We start from the raw sequence: 15,277 nt of genomic DNA, 5'->3' as shown, positions 1-15,277 counted from the left end.
CCCGAGATGACCCGCCTTCTGCCCGCTGCACCGCATCGTCGTCGCACGGCGACGCGCCCGGCGCCGAGATACTGAACGGGGCGGGTCCGGATGGCCGACACACTCATCGTCGGGGGTGGTACCGCCGGGTGCGTGCTGGCGGCGCGGCTGAGTGCGGACCCGGGCCACACGGTGCGACTGCTCGAGGCGGGCCGGCTGTGGACCACCCCCGGTGACATTCCCGACGAGCTGCTCGACGCGACCACCATGCCGATCGGCCCGCACTCGCCGTGGCTGTGGCGCTACGAGGTCACGCTCGCCGCCGACCCGCCGGTGGTCGGAAACATCGTGCGCGGCCGGGTGATCGGCGGCTCGGGATCGATCAACGGCGGCTACTTCGTCCGTGCCACCGTGGCGGATTTCGATGCGTGGACCCGTGCGGTGGGTGCGTCGGCGGCGTGGTCGTTCGACGATGTGCTGCCGATGTACCGCCGCACCGAGCACGATCTGGACTTCGGCGATCAGCCGTGGCACGGCCGCTCCGGTCCGATTCCGGTGCGCCGCACGGCGAATCCCGCCGCCCTCAGCGAAGCGTTCGTGACGGCGTGCCTGGCCGCCGGATTCGCGGGGGTCCCTGATCTCAACGCACCGGAGGGTGGCGAAGGTGTCGGCGCGGTGCCGTGCAGTGTCGCCCAGGGGAGGCGGATCGGCGCGGCACCGGGCTATCTGCTTCCCGCGTTGGCCTGCCCCAACTTGACGGTCAGCGGGGGAACGCATGTCACCCGCATCCGTTTCGACGGGACGCGCGCGATCGGCGTGGACTGCCTGCGTGCGGGCCGGACCTACACCGAATGGGCGGACCGCATTGTGGTCAGCGCCGGGGCGATCGAGTCGGCCGCGTTGTTGCTGCGCTCCGGCATCGGTGACCCTGGCCTGCTTCGCGCACTGGGTATTCCGGTGGTGCACCCCAGCCAGGTCGGCGCCTGGTTCAGTGATCATCCGGAGATCGGGATCGACTATCTGCTTGAGTCGGACGAACAGGCCACCATCCCGTTGGAATTCGTGCTCGAGCTCGACGACGTCGAAATCCGGCCCTACGCCGTGTCGTTCACGCCGGGTGTGCGCCGGCTCGGCGTCGCGCTGATGCGTCCTCGCTCGACCGGCGTGCTCCGGCTGCGCTCGGCCGACCCCGCTGTCGCTCCGCTGATCGACCATCGGTATCTCGCCGCGGAACACGATCGGGCCCGGTTGGGTGCCGCGGTGTCGACCGCCGCCGAACTGCTGCGGTGGATGAACGCGCACCCGCTCGTCGAGCCGATTCCGGCGCGTGCTGATCTCGCCACCGCCTGGCTACGCGCAAATCTGGCAACGTCGCAACACTTGTCCGGGACCTGTCGAATGGGACGTGAAAACGACGAAGCAGCGGTGGTGGACGCGGCGTGCCGAGTGCACGGGGTGACCGGATTGTTCGTTGTGGATCTCTCCGTCGTGCCCGTACCGCTGAGTCGTGGACCGCAGGCTACGACGATGATGATCGCGGAAAAGGCCGCTGCGTACCTCACCTTGTGAAGTGAGAGAGGTTTCGGCTCCCGGTCTGTCGATCGATGGTGCGGTAGTTCGACCCCGGGCGGCCGGGAATGTGGTCGCGCCCACAGTTCCGTCCTCGCCTTCCGGCGCTGGTAGTGACCGCGGGCGCTCGTGTAAAAGTTTTTAGAGGAATTTGTTCCTTTTTGTTAAGGAAGCGCCTAGCATTCGCCATGCACGGAGCACCCCGCTGCCGTGGAGCTGACAGCGGCGCGGCGCGCGCTCCACGAGGCAATGACGTTGGAGGAACCATCAAACGCTAGGAAGACCGTCGGTGGGCGCGACGCTCGCCACGCCGGTGACCGTGGGTCATCGATCTCGTTCACGCATATTCGGATTCCGCGCGCGTGCGGTGTGCACCACCCTTCGCCGAATCGCACGTGGTGCCAGCCGTCATGCGCCAAAGCTGACCAGCCATGGCGCAGGCCTTGTTCTTGCTGCCCCAAAGCGCTCGGCCGGCTGTGGTTTCGCCATCTAGGAGGCTCTGGTGCACGGTACGGACTCGGCTGGCATCCGTGCGCTGCCGGAGCCGACCGGCGCCTACGCGGATCGGCCGGCCGGCCGGGACGAGGCGGTACCGAGCCTGCTGGTGGCCGCGCGTGCCACCGCCACGCCGCGGGTGCTGACCGACGCCCGTTCGCACAATCTGTATGGTCCAACGGAGGCGGCGGTCGACGTCACCTTTCACGAAATGACCGATACCGATACCCTCTCGGTGCCGATCGGCACGCCGGTGTTCAACACCAGGCTTTACGTGCTCGATTCGTGGCTTCGGTCGTTACCGATCGCGGGTGAGCTGTATCTGTCGGGGGTACAGCTCGCCCGGCGCTACCTCGGGCGCGCGGGAACGACTCCGGCACGCTTCGTGGCCGACTCGTTCGCAGGCAACACAGTGCGCCGGACCACACACTGCGCGCTTGAATGCCTCGGGCGCAGCAGCTTCCAGGTGAAGCCGCGTGCGTGGCGGATCGAGCTGGGCGAGATCGAGTCCGTGCTCGGTGCGGTCGATTCGGTGGTCCGCGTAGTGGTCGTGGTGCGTGACCAACCCGGAATCGGCGAGCGGCCGGTCACCGACGGCGTCGAATCCGAACCAGGCACCGGGCGACTCGCGCAGTTGCCCGCGGCGGCGACGCGGGTGGCGGCAGAGGTCGTCGCCCGGCTCGGTGCCGAACCGAACTGCCTGCTCGGAGTCCGCGAGCTGCGCACCGCTACCGCGGTGACCGAACTCGCCGAACTCATCGAGCAGGCGGGTGGATCCGGCGGCGCGTCCCTGGTCGCGCTGCTGCGGGCGCGGCCACGGCCGCCGCTGGTTCCACTCGATGCCGTGCGGCGGCACAGCATGGCGGTGCTGCTCGCCTTCGGCGATGCCGAGGCAATCGCCGTCGAACTGCTCGAACTGTCGGTGGCCCCCAGTACCCTGGACACCGGAGTGACCGAGTTCGATCTCCAGCTCACGGTCACCGAGTACTCTGCCGGTGCCGGACTCGGGGAAGGTCCGGCATCGGCGGGGACTCCGGGGGAATTCACCCGCGCCACGGATCTCTTCGACGAGGCGCGCGGCGCCGACTACGCGCGATGGCAGGCCGCTTCCTCGGCGAGGTCACCGACGAGTCGTGCCAGCGCGGCCCCACCGTGGCGCGCGGATTACCGTGCGCGGCCCGGACCTCCGGTCGAGCGCTTCGTCGCCGACCCCTTTGATCCCGCGGGTGGACGGCTCTACCCGACCGGAGATCTGGCGTGGTGGCCCCGATCCGTCGCGAAACGATTCAGCGGACGGACCGATCATCAGGTGAGGGTGCGCGGACTGCGCTCGAAGCTGACGGGCCCACCGCGCTTGGACCCTGAACCCGGACTCGACCAGGAAGAAGGAAAGAATGACCAACCCGTTCGACGACGATGCCGCCAAGTTCTACGTCCTGATCAATGAGGAGGGCGAACACTCCCTGTGGCCGGTCGTCGCGGCCGCTCCCGGCGGCTGGACCATCGCCTATGGCGCCGCCGACCGAAAGTCCTGTCTGCGGTATGTGGAAACCCACTGGGTGGACATGCGCCCCAAGTCGCTTATCGAGGCCATGTCCAACGAGGCGAACTGACCGAGACCACCTGAATACGCGGGGCGCGCTGGTCATCCCGCTGACGACCGGCGCGCCCCGCCCAATGCTCGCGATCACACCTCGGTGCGGGCGGATTCGATCACCGTCCGGGCCTGCTGCCGCCATTCGGCCACGGCCCTGGTGCGCAGGTTCCCGAGTGTCGAGTCGAACTGTTTGGCGCGCTTGGTGACCGTGAGGCCGATGTAGGTGCGCGAGTTCGTGATGGCCTGCGTTGCCATGGAACAGGCCCCGTCGACCTCGCCGGAGGCGAGCAGCGCCGCGGCGTGCTCGAAGCGGACCAGGGCGGGCTCCATGGTCTCCGAGGGGTCGTACAACGCGATCGCACGGCTGGCCGCCTCGGCGGTTTCCTCGGCACGTCCCAGCCGGGAATAACCGATCGCCTGATAAAAAGCGAGTTTCTCCGGGCGAAAGGAAAAGATTCCGACAGCAAGGTCCTCCGGCCCGACATTTTCCAATGCCGCGGCGGATCGTGCGATACAGCGTGCGAATTCGTCGGCATGTCCGAGGCTGGCGTGCGCGCGTGCCGCCATTCCCCACAGCCAGGCTGCGGCCGGACCGTGAGATGGATTTTCTGTGAGGCGCCCGTCCAGTAGTTGTAAAACTTCCTTCGGTTCGTCGCTATATGTCGGCAGATATGCGAGACCGGCCAAGGCGATATCTTCTGAAAAGCGGTCGCCGATGTCCTGCGCGGCATGGATCGCGGTGTTGTACCACATCTGCGCCTGGCCGAAATGTCCCTCGTTGAACAGGATCTCGCCGACGACGTTGGCCAGCCTGCCCGCGGTGCGCACCAGTCGAACCTGCTGGTGGGTGGCCTGCCGTTCGCCGAGACAGCCACGGACCATGCGGAATTGCTCGAGGCCGGCATGGAGCAGCTCATGCGGCGGCACCTGGACCACCCGCTTGCCGAGTACCTCGACCGACTGCTCGAGGAACCCGAGTCGCCGTTCGCTGATCGACCCCGCGTCCAGGGCCGCCAGCATCTTCTCGGGTTCGCTCGTCACCAGGTCCGCCGCCTGGCCCGCCATTCCCGCGCCGATGCAGGCCAGCAGTTCTCGCCTTCTCACGTCGTCTTCCTCGACTTCCTTGTCGAGCCCGATTTCCGTACCGAGCTGGGTGTGCGTATCGGGCGCCGCGTCGGCGCTCTCGCTGACGACGACCGACCCTCGGCCCGCTGTGACCGCCCGCTCGAATCGCGCGACGACAACTGAATCGGCTTGCGACAGAACCCTGTCGAGGAGACGCTGGCTCGCAGCGTGCATCCGGTTTGTCCGGCCGTTCTCCCACAGAATCACGGTGCGCGGGGTGACGCCGACCAGGCGCGCGAATTCATACCGGCTTCGCCTCATTGCCGTGCGAAGCGCTTGTACGGCTTCGCCCGTCCAGTCGACCTCAACCATAGGTCTCGCTTCCCCGCACCGGACCGATACAAACGAAAAGTACTCGCAATTACTGTATTTGGGGCTGTTATCTACCGAATCGCAACGCGCACGCTGAATTCGCACCCGGCATCGGGGGTTCTGCCCAAACCCTGTCGAGGGCGCCCGTTCTCGGTACCTGACGCACGTTCCCGGCACGGTCCGATCCATCCGTGTCGAGCGCGGTCCCGGCGGTGTCTTCTCGGTGCCGGGTGCACTGCCGAGTGGAGGTGGAAGGTGGACGTTTTGTATTCGGATGTCCGGGAGTTATGGCTGGTGCAGAGCCGCGACTGCACTCAGGAACCGCTCGGCCTGAACTATGACCGCGCCCGGTTCATCCGCACCGTGCACGCCGGGCACGGCGCGAGCTGCCGCCAGTACCTGGCCGCTTCGGCGTACTACTTCCGGCGGGCCACCGACGAGTGAGCGGCTGTGGAACCGCTGCTGGCCGTGCTCAGCGCTTCGGTCCTGCTGGTGGCCGCGATTGCCGCGGTCGGCTCTTTGTTGCCGAGCTGCGCCACCGAGGACACGCACCGCCCACCCGACGAGCCGTTCACGATCGAACAAGCTCATCGGGTGATGCAGCGGCACCGTCCCTGCCGCGCCGTCGCCTGCCCGCGCAAGCAAGCGGCGTTCCGGACGCTGGTCGCGTCCGGGCGGGTCGTGCCCGACAGCAGGGCCGACGGCTACTGCCGCTGATCAGGCGGCGGCGGCGAGCGTGTCGAACTCCTTGTCGGTCAGGGTGATCCCTGCCGCCGCGGTGTTCTCCTCGACGTGCGCGACGCTGGATGTGCCCGGGATCGGCAGCACCACCGGCGAGCGGCGCAGCAGCCAGGCCAGCGCCAGCTGCGCGGGCGTAGCGCCGTGGTCGGCGGAGATCGCGTCGAGCGGGCCGCCCGGCTTGGCGAGTTCGCCGGTGGCGATGGGGAACCACGGGATGAAGGCGATATTCTCCTGCTCGGCGTAGTCCAGCACGTCCTCGTCGGTGCGGTTGGCCAGGTTGTACAGGTTCTGCACCGACACGATGGTGGCGATCTCGCGTGCCTGGCGCAGCTGCTCGACGCTCACCTGTGAGACGCCGATATGGCGAATCTTGCCTTCCTGTTGGAGCAGAACGAGCTCACCGAGCTGGTCGGCCAGCGGCACCTGGGGGTCGATGCGGTGCAGCTGGTAGAGGTCGATCCGGTCGACGCCGAGATGACGCAGGCTGAGTTCGGCCTGCTGGCGCAGATACTCGGGCCTGCCGACCGGACGCCAATCGTCGGGTCCGCCCCGGGTCAGTCCGCCTTTGGTGGCGATGACCAGCTCGTCGGCGTAGGGGTGCAGAGCCTTCCTGATCAGCTGCTCGCTGACGAACGGGCCGTAGGAGTCCGCGGTGTCGATGAAGTCGACGCCGAGTTCGACGGCGCGGCGCAGCACACGCACCGCCTCGTCGGGATCCTTCGGATCGCCCCAGACGCCGTGCCCGGTCAGCTGCATCGCGCCGTAGCCGAGCCGGTGCACCGGAAGGTCGCCGCCGAGGGCGAAGGTTCCGGAAGCTTCGGCCGGGCGTGCGTGGAGGTCTGTGCTCATGGGATTCGGTTCCTTCCGAAGTGATGGAGCTGCGCGAAAATGCTGGCGAGCGTCGCGCCCACGCGGACAGATTGTCGCGGCGCGGGCGGCCGGCTCTCTTGCGGAAACGTCATCACCGTTGCGTCGATTCCATCGGGTAGTCCGTGTTCGCCGTAGGCGGAATGGTCAGGGGAACTTCCGCGTGGTCTCGGCCGACGAGGCCGGATTCGACGCGGTGTATTCGCCGCCCCGCGGCCGAAAACAGGATGGCTCGGATGAGGTGGATGACCCGCAGCCGCGAGCACACCGGGACATCCGAGCCGAAGCGCCGGCCCAGATCGATACCAACGTCGGTGCGGCGTGCGCGACCGGGCATGATCGGAGCTGATCCGAACCGGGCCCTCGCCGAGCGAATCAGGCGCTGGACCACATTCGTCGAGATGCGGAGGAGGTCTTCGATCGAGACATCACGTGTGCATGGTGCGCAGGCCGAGCGCGGACAAGACGCCGCCACTGCGCCAGGTTTCGCGGTCTTGACGACCGCAGTCCTTGGTGTGGCCGTTCTATTGTGCGTGCATTTCGACTGGGCCCCGTTCATCGGGGACTTGACCGGTCCCGATCAGCTCATCGGCCTGGTGAGCGGCGGGATTTTGTTGGGCGCTTCCTTGCTTGTGTGGGCGATCAAGTCGCTGTATCTGCTCGGCAGGGAGCACCGGTGGTCCTGGAAGGTCGCCGCGGTACCGGTGGTGGTGCTCGCGGGGCTGGTGGCCGGGTCGGTCTTTCGGCTCGACAGCTTCGACTCTGCGCATCCGGAAATGGAAGAGATCGCGGTCGAGATGCTGCGCGAGGGTGGGCCGGCTACCCGTCGAGACGTGAGGTCGAGGTACTGGACGCGTTCGCCGCGCGGGCGGAGACCTTCATCGGCAGCGAACACGGATGAACGGGCTGTGCACAAGTCGGCCCGCCGTGGCGGTGCCTATGATCGCGCGGGGCTGCCGAAGAGAACCAGCCGCATCAGTAGGCGCACCCGGTCCTGCGCGGCCATCGGTGCGTTGCCGAAGGTGCGGCCCAGATCGACGACCACCGTGAAGGCCGCGTGGATGAGGAACCGCGCCTCGGCGGGAGTGAGTTCGGGACGCACCTCGCGCAGCAGCCGGGCCCACTCCTCGACGCTGAGCCGCTGGATATTGCGCAGCACAGTACGTTCCTCGGCCGGAACATGTTGGAATTCCGTGTAATACACGAAGGTCAGGGCGCGTTCGGCGAACGATCCCGCGACATACTTGGCGATCAGCGCGGTGAGCGCGTCCTCGGAGTCGACGGCTGCCGCGACCGCGGGCCCGATGGCGCCGGAAACCCGTTCCGCGGCACGGCGGAACGCGGCGGCGAGCAGGTCGCTCTTGCCGCGGTAGAACCGATACACCGCCGACGCGGCCGACAAACCCGCTGCGGTGGCGATGTCCTCCACACTGACGTTCGGGTATCCGCGCTCGTGGAACAGCTCCACCGCTTTGCGCAGCAGGAGTTCGTGTTTGAACGAGTCCGGGATCTCCACCACCGCGACCGGCTCCACTTCCCGCTCCTTCGGCAGGTCGGCGTGCACGATCGACCAGCACGCCGAACTCAACAGACGGGCAAGCGATTTCACGGGCAGGTTGGCGTGGTGGTCGGCGATGCTGGTGATCGTGCTGAACAGTGCGGTGCGCAGCACTCGATGATCGTCGTCGGTCAGCTCCGGGCGCAGCATGGCCAGCTGCGCGCCGAGCGCGCCGAGTACCGTCGCCTGCTGCTCGTTGAGCGTGGTCTGGTCGTCGGGTTCGAGGTATCGGCCTTCCCAGCGCACCAGGGTGACCGTGGGGCGATTCTCGATCGTGATCGCGATGAGCGCGTCGAGTACGTGTCGCAGCCGCTGCTCGGTCGGCCAGGCGGCCGCCTCTTCCGGCAGCTGGACCGATGCGGTCATGGCCCGGCCAACGCGCAGCAGTTCCTCTCGGAACAGCGCGTACTTGCTCGGATAGTGGCGGTAGAGCGCCGCCGAGCTGATGCCGAGCCCGGACGCGATGTCCTCCATGCTCACACCGTGGTAGCCGAGAGCGCCGAACGCCGCGGCCGACGCCGCCGCGATCTGGGCCCGACGATTCTTCGGCCTGCGCCGGATCTCCCGAGGTGCCGAGTTGCCGCTGCTCGCTCTCCGCGCCGTACGGCGATTGTCGACACTCATGCGGCCATGGTAACGACCCTTTACCAGGCAGGAAGCGGCACTGGCTCATTCGTGGTCGGGGATGCGTGCCGGTGGCGACGGTCGCGCGACCAGCGGGCGGCAGGCAATGCGACTCCTACCCTGTGCGCGAGCTCTGGAAGCCGCGCGTGCTTCCGTCAGCGATCATACGGGCCGCTGCGCGGTCAGACCGCATCCTCTGGATTGTTCGTGTCGAACGTTGCCACTCCTAGCGTCCGCCACGCATCCAGTAGACGCTTGTCACCCGACGCTGCGACGAGATCCGGGTCGTCGAGTTGTACAGCGGAGGAGCAATGGATGGCGTCATATCCCTGCAGTGCACAACGATCGGCCAGCTCGGCCGCGCGCAGCATCAATGCCTCGTCGATCTCGATTACCTCGACCTGCGGCCAGAGCCGGTCCAATAGGCGTCGGCAGCCTGAATAGGGTCCGTCATCGAGCCGTCTCATCCGATGAGCCTGCGCGAGCGCTGCTGTGGTCTCCACGTAGAGGAGCCTGTTCGACACCACCGCGTCGGCATCATCCCAGAAGCGGCGGCAGGCCCGGCTGGTCGGCTCGTCGACCAGTAGCGGAACAAAAGCAGAGGTATCGAGATACCCGATCACCGGCGCTGTTCCTCGATGAGCTCACTGACGACGCCGTTCCCGTGGATCGGTTCAGGCGCTGGCTGCTTATTCTCGCGCGCAGGTTGAATGCGTCCTTCGCTACGGAGCTGTTCCAGCCGTGTCAGGCGGCCGACCGGAACGATGCGGGCGATCGGCTGCCCGTGATCGGTAACCGTCACCGTGTGTCCTGATCGAACCTCTGCCAGGTGTCGACTGAGGCTATCTCGCAGTTCTCGAATTCCGACGTCCATGGCAACAGCCTCCTCTTGTGGCCATATATTTGTATGAAATTATAGCCACAATTTTCACCCCGCAGGGCGTGGCTGCTGGGTCGCGTACCAGTCGAGCAGGTCGGGGTTGTCGACTGCGCTGCGTTCGACGACGCGGGCCGGATCGGCGCCCTGGAATAGTTTCTTGATGGGCACTTCCAGTTTCTTGCCGGTGCGGGTGTGTGGGATGCCGGGGGCGAGGATGATCTCGTCCGGGACGTGGCGTGGGGACACTTCGGTTCGGATGGTGGTGTTGATCCGTGATTTCAGTTCGTCGGTGAGTTCGGTGCCGGGTGTGAGGACTACGAACAGTGGCATCCAGTATCCGCCGTCGGGTTGTTCGGCGCCGATCACCAGGGCTTCGGCGATTTCGGGTAGGCGTTCGACGGACTGGTAGATGTCGGCGCTGCCCATCCGGATGCCGTGCCGGTTGAGTGTGGAGTCGGAGCGGCCGTGCACGATCACGCTGTGCCGGTCGGTGATGGTGATCCAGTCGCCGTGCCGCCATATGCCGGGGTAGGTGTCGAAATATGCGTCGTGATAGCGCTTTCCGTTCACTACGTCGGTGCCACGCCTGATCGAGGACATCTGGACGTGGTCGCCGAACAAGTCTGTAGTTGCTGGTCGGGGCGGTCGAGATGTCGGAGAAGCTGTGTCCAGCATCGGGGCAGCGCCACGGTTTCGTACCTGCTAGGTTCGCGGGCATGCCCGCTCGTGATGAGAAGACTGTCGGTCTTGTCCTGGTGACCTATCAAAGTGCCGAGGACCTGCCGCCGTTCTTGGAATCGCTACCGGCGGCGGTCGAGCCGTTGGCACTCGAGGTGATCGGTGTCGATAACACCTCGACCGATCGCAGCGCCGATATCGTCGACGAGTTCGGCGGGAAGGTCATCCGTAACAGCAAGAACGTCGGATTGGCCGCTGCAATCAACCAAGGCGCAGCGGCAACGAATGCCGAATGGATTCTGGTCGCCAACCCTGATACGCACCTCGCCCCGGATTCGATAGCCGCGCTTGTGGAGACCGCCCTAACCGACGAGGCAATCGGGATGATCGGTCCGCGAGTGGCCCGGTTGGATGGATCGCCCTACCCGACCGGGCGTCGGTTCCCGTCGCTCGCAGTGGGTATAGCGCACGCGTTGCTCGGCGGTGTGTGGCCCAGCAATCCCGCGACGCGCGCGTATTTCGGCGATCCCGTCACCACGGTCAGCGACGTCGACTGGATCTCCGGCTGCTGCATGCTGTTTCGGCGCAGTGCGTTCGACGCAGTAGGCGGGTTCGACACCCGATATTTCCTCTACTTCGAAGAAACCAAGATGGCACTCGATATGCACCGCGGCGGCTGGAAGGTTGTGCTGGACCCCGGCGTCGAGATCCGTCACCGCGAAGGCGGCAGCATGCGCTCGGCCCCGTTTCGCAAGATCCGCAGCCACCACCGCAGCGCACTGCGGTTCTACTGCGACTACCACCAAGGCTCGCCGTGGCTGCTGTTCGCGCCGCTAGTCGCGGCGGGCCTGGTGGTGCGGGGCGCAGCGTCAGTCCTGCGAACCGCGATCACACAACGCCTGCGACGCTAGGAACGGCTGGTCGTCCAGGCCGATCCCGGCCGCGAGATCATCGAGCAGCTTGTGCACTATCAAGTTGCCGGTCCGCGAACTCGGCATGCACTGGGCGCAGTCGTCCGGGATTCGGCGGACGGACGACACCGCAACCACATCGAGGATGCGCGAGTGTTTCACTGAGCCGAGGTCATGGCCGGTGCGCGCGAATCGCGGTTCGGCCTTGAGGTCGCAGGGTGTGAGGTGCCCGTACGCGCCGATGGTCGGCCGGAAGTAGCGGCCGAGACATTCAGAGGTGCGCGAACGATCCGGGATCTGGCCGTTGGCGATCGCGACCAGTTCGTCCCCGAGGTCGATCCGGATACCTCTGGGGCGACGCCGGACGGCGCGCAGCTGGCTGCGTACGAGCTCGAGCTGATCGGCCGTCAGACCGGCGGTTACGTCGACCTCATCTTTCCGCAGGTCGAGCCAGTCGGCGCCGGTGTCTGCCGCGAAATCGACCATGGCTTCGATCTGGCTGTGATTGAACGGTTGGATCACGAAACCGATTCCAACATTGGGAAATACATTGCGGTCCGCCAGTAGCGCGCCGAGGTTGCGCACCACCCTGTCGAGTGCGTGTTGGCGTGGCTGGGTGCCGGCGATGCGGTCATAGTTGGCGGGCTCAGGTGAGTGGATGCTGAACCGAATGCGGTGGCAACGCAGCAGCGCATCGAACAACGGGCCGCCTGGGCGGATGCTGAATCCCGTTGTATACACATGGATCTCGAATCCCAGGTCGGCCGCGCTGGTCAGGATGGCAGGCAGATCCGGGTTGATCAGTGCTTCACCGCCCCCGGAGACGGCAAGGCGGCAAACACCGTTCGCGCGAAGCTCGCTCAGCACGCGAACCCACTCGTCGCCGGTCATCAGGCCGCTGGTGTCGAGCTGCTTGGTGGCGTAGGTGAGTTGGTCCTGATCCGACCAAAGACACATCGCGCAGCGATAGTTGCAGGTGCCGCGAGTCGGGTGGATTTCCACCGTCTCCGATAGCACCGGTTCGTGCGCCCGAATCCGCTCGGGGCGTTCTGGAACTCGCTGCCATTCCTGCACCGTCGCAGTCGCGAACGACCACCGCATGCGGTGGGGGTAGTACAGCGAATTCACTAGCCGAGCCACAGCCGCGCTGCCCTGACATGCGCGGTACCCGGCGCGCACCGTGTCGAGGCTGACACCAAGGTCTTCGGCCAGCCGCGTCGCCGGGGTGGACGGCTCGGCCAGGTGACACAGCAGCACGGCCCGGACCAGCTCATCGGCAGGTGCACCGCGCACAGCCTCGGCATAGATGTGCGCCAGTGTCTCATCTGCGTGCATTATCCGATACGCCGTTTGGACTACTGCGGCGGTCATGACAGCACAGATTCGGTTGCCGCGCCCGCCAGCTCATCGAGAACTATCGGCCATTCCTCCGTACGGAGCAGCGTGACCAACGATCGCGGCCGGTCGAACACCAGAACCTGCCCGGTCGGATGCCGTGTGATCCGATGGTCGGTCGGTGCAGCCCGCAGCCGGGCCGCGACGGCAGCCGGATCGAGGCTGTTGCTCATCAGCCAATGTCCGTCAACGCTGGTGATCGGGATCATGTCCACCGCAGGCGGCGGTCCGTCGACACGGCCGATCAGATGTTGCGTGGCCTCCCGGTCCGCATCGTCGCCGACTTGGAACTTATGGCGCGCTTCGGTCTCGCGCGGCAGCTGCAGCGCCGAACCCGTCGCCAGGAGCGACTCGGCCGACATCAACAGATCCGAAACATTCTGCGTGTGAACAGATCCGACGACAGCGTTTCCGACCATTTCGCGGCCCCACGTGCTTGCCTGAAGCCGGAACTCGCCGTTGGGTCGAATATTGCACAACGTGTCCTTGACCTGCTCGGACAGTTGCTGCAGGGTGATGGATCGCCCCGGATTCGTGATGTCGCTGGACAGACCGGTAGCGGGCCAGAACGAATTGAACGTCAGATACACGCCCCGGTTGAGCATCTGCCGATGGTGCTGATCGACCAGAGACTGCACGCGATAAAAGTCTCTTTCACGCAACGCAAGTCCTGGGTAGTGTTCGCGCGCTTGACCCGAAAAGCTCGGTGCGCACAGGTGATGCTGTCCGGCCAGCTGATGAGCGGCCAAATACGCGGTCAGCTCGATCACGCGTTCCCAATTACCCTGGTGCACAACGGTGACGACCGTGATCGGTTTTCCGGTGTCATGCAGCCGCCGCAGCCCTTCGAGTACCTTCGGCAGATTCTTGCCGCGGGCTGAGCCGTGCAACTCGTTCGTCACTCCGTCGACGCTGGTACAGATGCGCGCGAGGTTAGAAGCTTCAAGGCGTGCCTGTGTCGTGGGGGTGATCGTTGTTGCGTTTGTGATCAGCGTCGATGCGCAGCGTTCGAGTCCGTGGGTGGCTTCCAGAATCCCTTGCAAGTCGTTGTGCATGGTGATTTCGCCGCCGGTCAGAACGACTTCCAGGATTCCGGACTGCTCGGCGGCGTCAAGTGCCTGCCGAACTTCGGCCACCGGCAACTGCTGCTGCAACCACACCTCACCGGGGTGGCAGTACTTGCACCGCAAGTTGCATTCGTTGACAGCATCGATGACTAGGCGCAGTAGCCGCCCGGTCGGCTCGATAGGTGAATCGCTTCCCTCGGCCGATCGGCTCGCATTGTATGGATACATCGTTATTCCCTTGTTTGCGTGGATAATTCCGACTACCTGGGGTCGGTCTCCGCCAGCAGCAGCGCCGCTGCCAGGCGCACCAGGCAGTCGTCGGGTGCGTGGTTTCGATGGATGTTGCGCGTAGCTGGGCGGCGCGCTCGATGGTCAAGCCCATGACGTGCGCCTAGCACCAGCGCTCGGCTAGCTGGCTGTCTGCCGCGACGTAGACGCCCGCCCACGCTGGCTACCGGCTGGAGCGCGGCACGGTCCCGCCTGGAGTCACCAGTTCGCACGCCAGACTGACTGCCCGTGCGGCCCCACCGAAATGCGCAAGATCCGGTGTGACGATCGCAGCCGCCTCGACCCTGTGCACCGTGTGAACCACCAGCGTTGTCGGCATGTAGGTGTCCGGCTGGATGGTGAGCAACCCCGCGAAGGCGTAGCCGCCCCGACGGACAAGGTCGCCGATCACTTGCTCATCGCGCCTTCTGTCGTCGGTGACGTCCAGGCGCAGCAGTCCGATTGCCTTTGGCTGCAAGGGTTTTCCTTTCATCGGAGGGTTTCGGGCGGCGGCGGGTGCGCGCCGCCGGGTGGTGGTCGCCGCTGAGTTCTCGATCCAGGCGTGCTTGGAGCACCGCGAACGGCTGGACCGGTGGCTTGTCGTCGTCGGTCTGCGCCGAGTCCAGGTCGTCATCCCCGAGTGGGAGGAGGTAGGCCGCGGCGGTGATCCCGGCGGCGCACAGCAGCATTGCGAACAGGGCGCCGAATATTTCCGCACCCATGGTCATCGCCTCGATGTCGGAAACACCAGGTACCCAGCTTGCGCGGCCGTCATCGTGGATCAATCGAGGATCGAGGACACAAGGCCGAGCGCGGCGACGTACTGCTTGCATGTCGGCCCGTGTCCTGCATGTTTTGAGAGCACGAACCGCGCTCGCACGGGGTCCGTCAGGACGGGCTGTACGCCGCAGTCGCGGTGCTCTATCTCCCACCGGTCATAGGCGCTCATCAACGTCGGCATGTCATGTCTCCCAAGGGTTGGGTTCGGGAGCACACCGGGCTGGGGCCAAACGAGTTCGGACCAAGGATGGCCTCGTTCAGCAGGCTTCCGCGGATCCGAGAAGGAGGATCGGAGCCTTGGCGCTGGGTGTGCTGGCTCCAGATTCCGTTCTGCGACTCGCGATCCCAACGCCCAATAGGGCTAGCCCCAGTGGAGCTTGTGGTCCGGCAAGAACAAACGCTTCTGGGCCAAGGATCGAGAGTTTCAGCACG

Annotated in this window: 16 protein-coding genes and 1 pseudogene; 6 read left to right on the top strand and 11 right to left on the bottom strand. The window is 65.9% G+C overall.

The window, feature by feature from the left end; genetic code table 11:
- Positions 1 to 90: 90 nt before the first annotated feature.
- The 3 genes from mftG (at position 91) to OHB12_RS21155 (ending at position 3,656) form a co-directional block, all read left to right on the top strand.
- On the top strand, positions 91 to 1,548 hold the full coding sequence (gene mftG / locus OHB12_RS21165; RefSeq protein WP_327110321.1) for a mycofactocin dehydrogenase MftG: 1,458 nt from the start codon (positions 91 to 93) through the stop codon (positions 1,546 to 1,548).
- Positions 1,549 to 2,050: 502 nt separating this feature from the next.
- Positions 2,051 to 3,490, top strand: coding sequence for an AMP-binding protein (locus OHB12_RS21160; RefSeq protein WP_327110320.1), 1,440 nt, complete (start codon positions 2,051 to 2,053; stop codon positions 3,488 to 3,490).
- The gene (locus OHB12_RS21155) at positions 3,438 to 3,656 is read left to right on the top strand and encodes an MbtH family protein (protein WP_327110319.1); all 219 of its coding nucleotides are present in this window, start codon (positions 3,438 to 3,440) and stop codon (positions 3,654 to 3,656) included. Before OHB12_RS21160 ends, OHB12_RS21155 begins: the two co-directional genes overlap by 53 nt.
- 74 nt (positions 3,657 to 3,730) lie before the next feature.
- On the opposite strand, the gene OHB12_RS21150 is transcribed toward OHB12_RS21155, so the two are convergent.
- Complete coding sequence (locus OHB12_RS21150) at positions 3,731 to 5,026, bottom strand: helix-turn-helix domain-containing protein (RefSeq protein ID WP_327110318.1); 1,296 nt, start codon at positions 5,024 to 5,026, stop codon at positions 3,731 to 3,733.
- Between the two features lie 306 nt (positions 5,027 to 5,332).
- On the opposite strand from OHB12_RS21150, the gene OHB12_RS21145 reads away from it, so the two are divergent.
- Together OHB12_RS21145 and OHB12_RS21140 are read left to right on the top strand one after the other, a co-directional pair.
- Positions 5,333 to 5,521 carry a hypothetical protein gene (locus tag OHB12_RS21145; protein ID WP_327110317.1) on the top strand — a complete coding sequence of 63 codons (189 nt, stop codon included), beginning with the start codon at positions 5,333 to 5,335 and terminating at the stop codon, positions 5,519 to 5,521.
- Positions 5,522 to 5,527: 6 nt separating this feature from the next.
- The gene (locus tag OHB12_RS21140; protein WP_327110316.1) at positions 5,528 to 5,794 is read left to right on the top strand and encodes a hypothetical protein; all 267 of its coding nucleotides are present in this window, start codon (positions 5,528 to 5,530) and stop codon (positions 5,792 to 5,794) included.
- Here the strand turns inward: OHB12_RS21140 and OHB12_RS21135 are convergent, their stop codons facing one another.
- The 6 genes and pseudogenes from OHB12_RS21135 to OHB12_RS21110 form a co-directional block, all read right to left on the bottom strand.
- Entirely contained in the window at positions 5,795 to 6,667 is an 873-nt protein-coding gene (locus tag OHB12_RS21135; RefSeq protein WP_327110315.1) for an aldo/keto reductase, read from the bottom strand.
- 112 nt (positions 6,668 to 6,779) lie between these two features.
- Complete coding sequence (locus OHB12_RS21130) at positions 6,780 to 7,022, bottom strand: hypothetical protein (protein WP_327110314.1); 243 nt, start codon at positions 7,020 to 7,022, stop codon at positions 6,780 to 6,782.
- Between the two features lie 600 nt (positions 7,023 to 7,622).
- Positions 7,623 to 8,867, bottom strand: a complete 1,245-nt coding sequence (locus OHB12_RS21125; protein WP_327110313.1) for a TetR/AcrR family transcriptional regulator — start codon at positions 8,865 to 8,867, stop codon at positions 7,623 to 7,625.
- 182 nt (positions 8,868 to 9,049) lie between these two features.
- Complete coding sequence (locus tag OHB12_RS21120; protein ID WP_327110312.1) at positions 9,050 to 9,490, bottom strand: type II toxin-antitoxin system VapC family toxin; 441 nt, start codon at positions 9,488 to 9,490, stop codon at positions 9,050 to 9,052.
- Positions 9,487 to 9,741, bottom strand: coding sequence for a type II toxin-antitoxin system Phd/YefM family antitoxin (locus OHB12_RS21115; protein ID WP_327110311.1), 255 nt, complete (start codon positions 9,739 to 9,741; stop codon positions 9,487 to 9,489). The genes OHB12_RS21120 and OHB12_RS21115 overlap by 4 nt, the downstream gene beginning before the upstream one ends.
- 54 nt (positions 9,742 to 9,795) lie before the next feature.
- A pseudogene (locus OHB12_RS21110) lies at positions 9,796 to 10,314 on the bottom strand (AMP-binding enzyme); the annotation flags it as partial.
- A 149-nt stretch (positions 10,315 to 10,463) separates the two neighbouring features.
- On the opposite strand from OHB12_RS21110, the gene OHB12_RS21105 reads away from it, so the two are divergent.
- On the top strand, positions 10,464 to 11,336 hold the full coding sequence (locus OHB12_RS21105) for a glycosyltransferase family 2 protein (RefSeq protein ID WP_327110310.1): 873 nt from the start codon (positions 10,464 to 10,466) through the stop codon (positions 11,334 to 11,336).
- Here OHB12_RS21105 and OHB12_RS21100 read toward each other — a convergent pair.
- From OHB12_RS21100 to OHB12_RS21085, 4 genes are all read right to left on the bottom strand, one after another.
- Positions 11,295 to 12,671 carry a radical SAM protein gene (locus OHB12_RS21100; protein WP_327110309.1) on the bottom strand — a complete coding sequence of 459 codons (1,377 nt, stop codon included), beginning with the start codon at positions 12,669 to 12,671 and terminating at the stop codon, positions 11,295 to 11,297. The two genes, OHB12_RS21105 and OHB12_RS21100, sit on opposite strands and share 42 nt — an antisense overlap.
- Positions 12,672 to 12,703: 32 nt before the next feature.
- On the bottom strand, positions 12,704 to 13,921 hold the full coding sequence (locus OHB12_RS21095; protein ID WP_327110308.1) for a radical SAM protein: 1,218 nt from the start codon (positions 13,919 to 13,921) through the stop codon (positions 12,704 to 12,706).
- 328 nt (positions 13,922 to 14,249) lie between these two features.
- Complete coding sequence (locus OHB12_RS21090) at positions 14,250 to 14,477, bottom strand: hypothetical protein (protein WP_327110307.1); 228 nt, start codon at positions 14,475 to 14,477, stop codon at positions 14,250 to 14,252.
- Between the two features lie 4 nt (positions 14,478 to 14,481).
- Complete coding sequence (locus OHB12_RS21085) at positions 14,482 to 14,850, bottom strand: hypothetical protein (protein WP_327110306.1); 369 nt, start codon at positions 14,848 to 14,850, stop codon at positions 14,482 to 14,484.
- Positions 14,851 to 15,277 lie beyond the last annotated feature (427 nt).

Source organism: Nocardia sp. NBC_01730, assembly GCF_035920445.1.
GTDB lineage: Bacteria > Actinomycetota > Actinomycetes > Mycobacteriales > Mycobacteriaceae > Nocardia.
The sequence above is the reverse complement of the archived record's forward strand: the minus strand, read 5'-3'. Positions and strand labels throughout refer to the sequence as shown.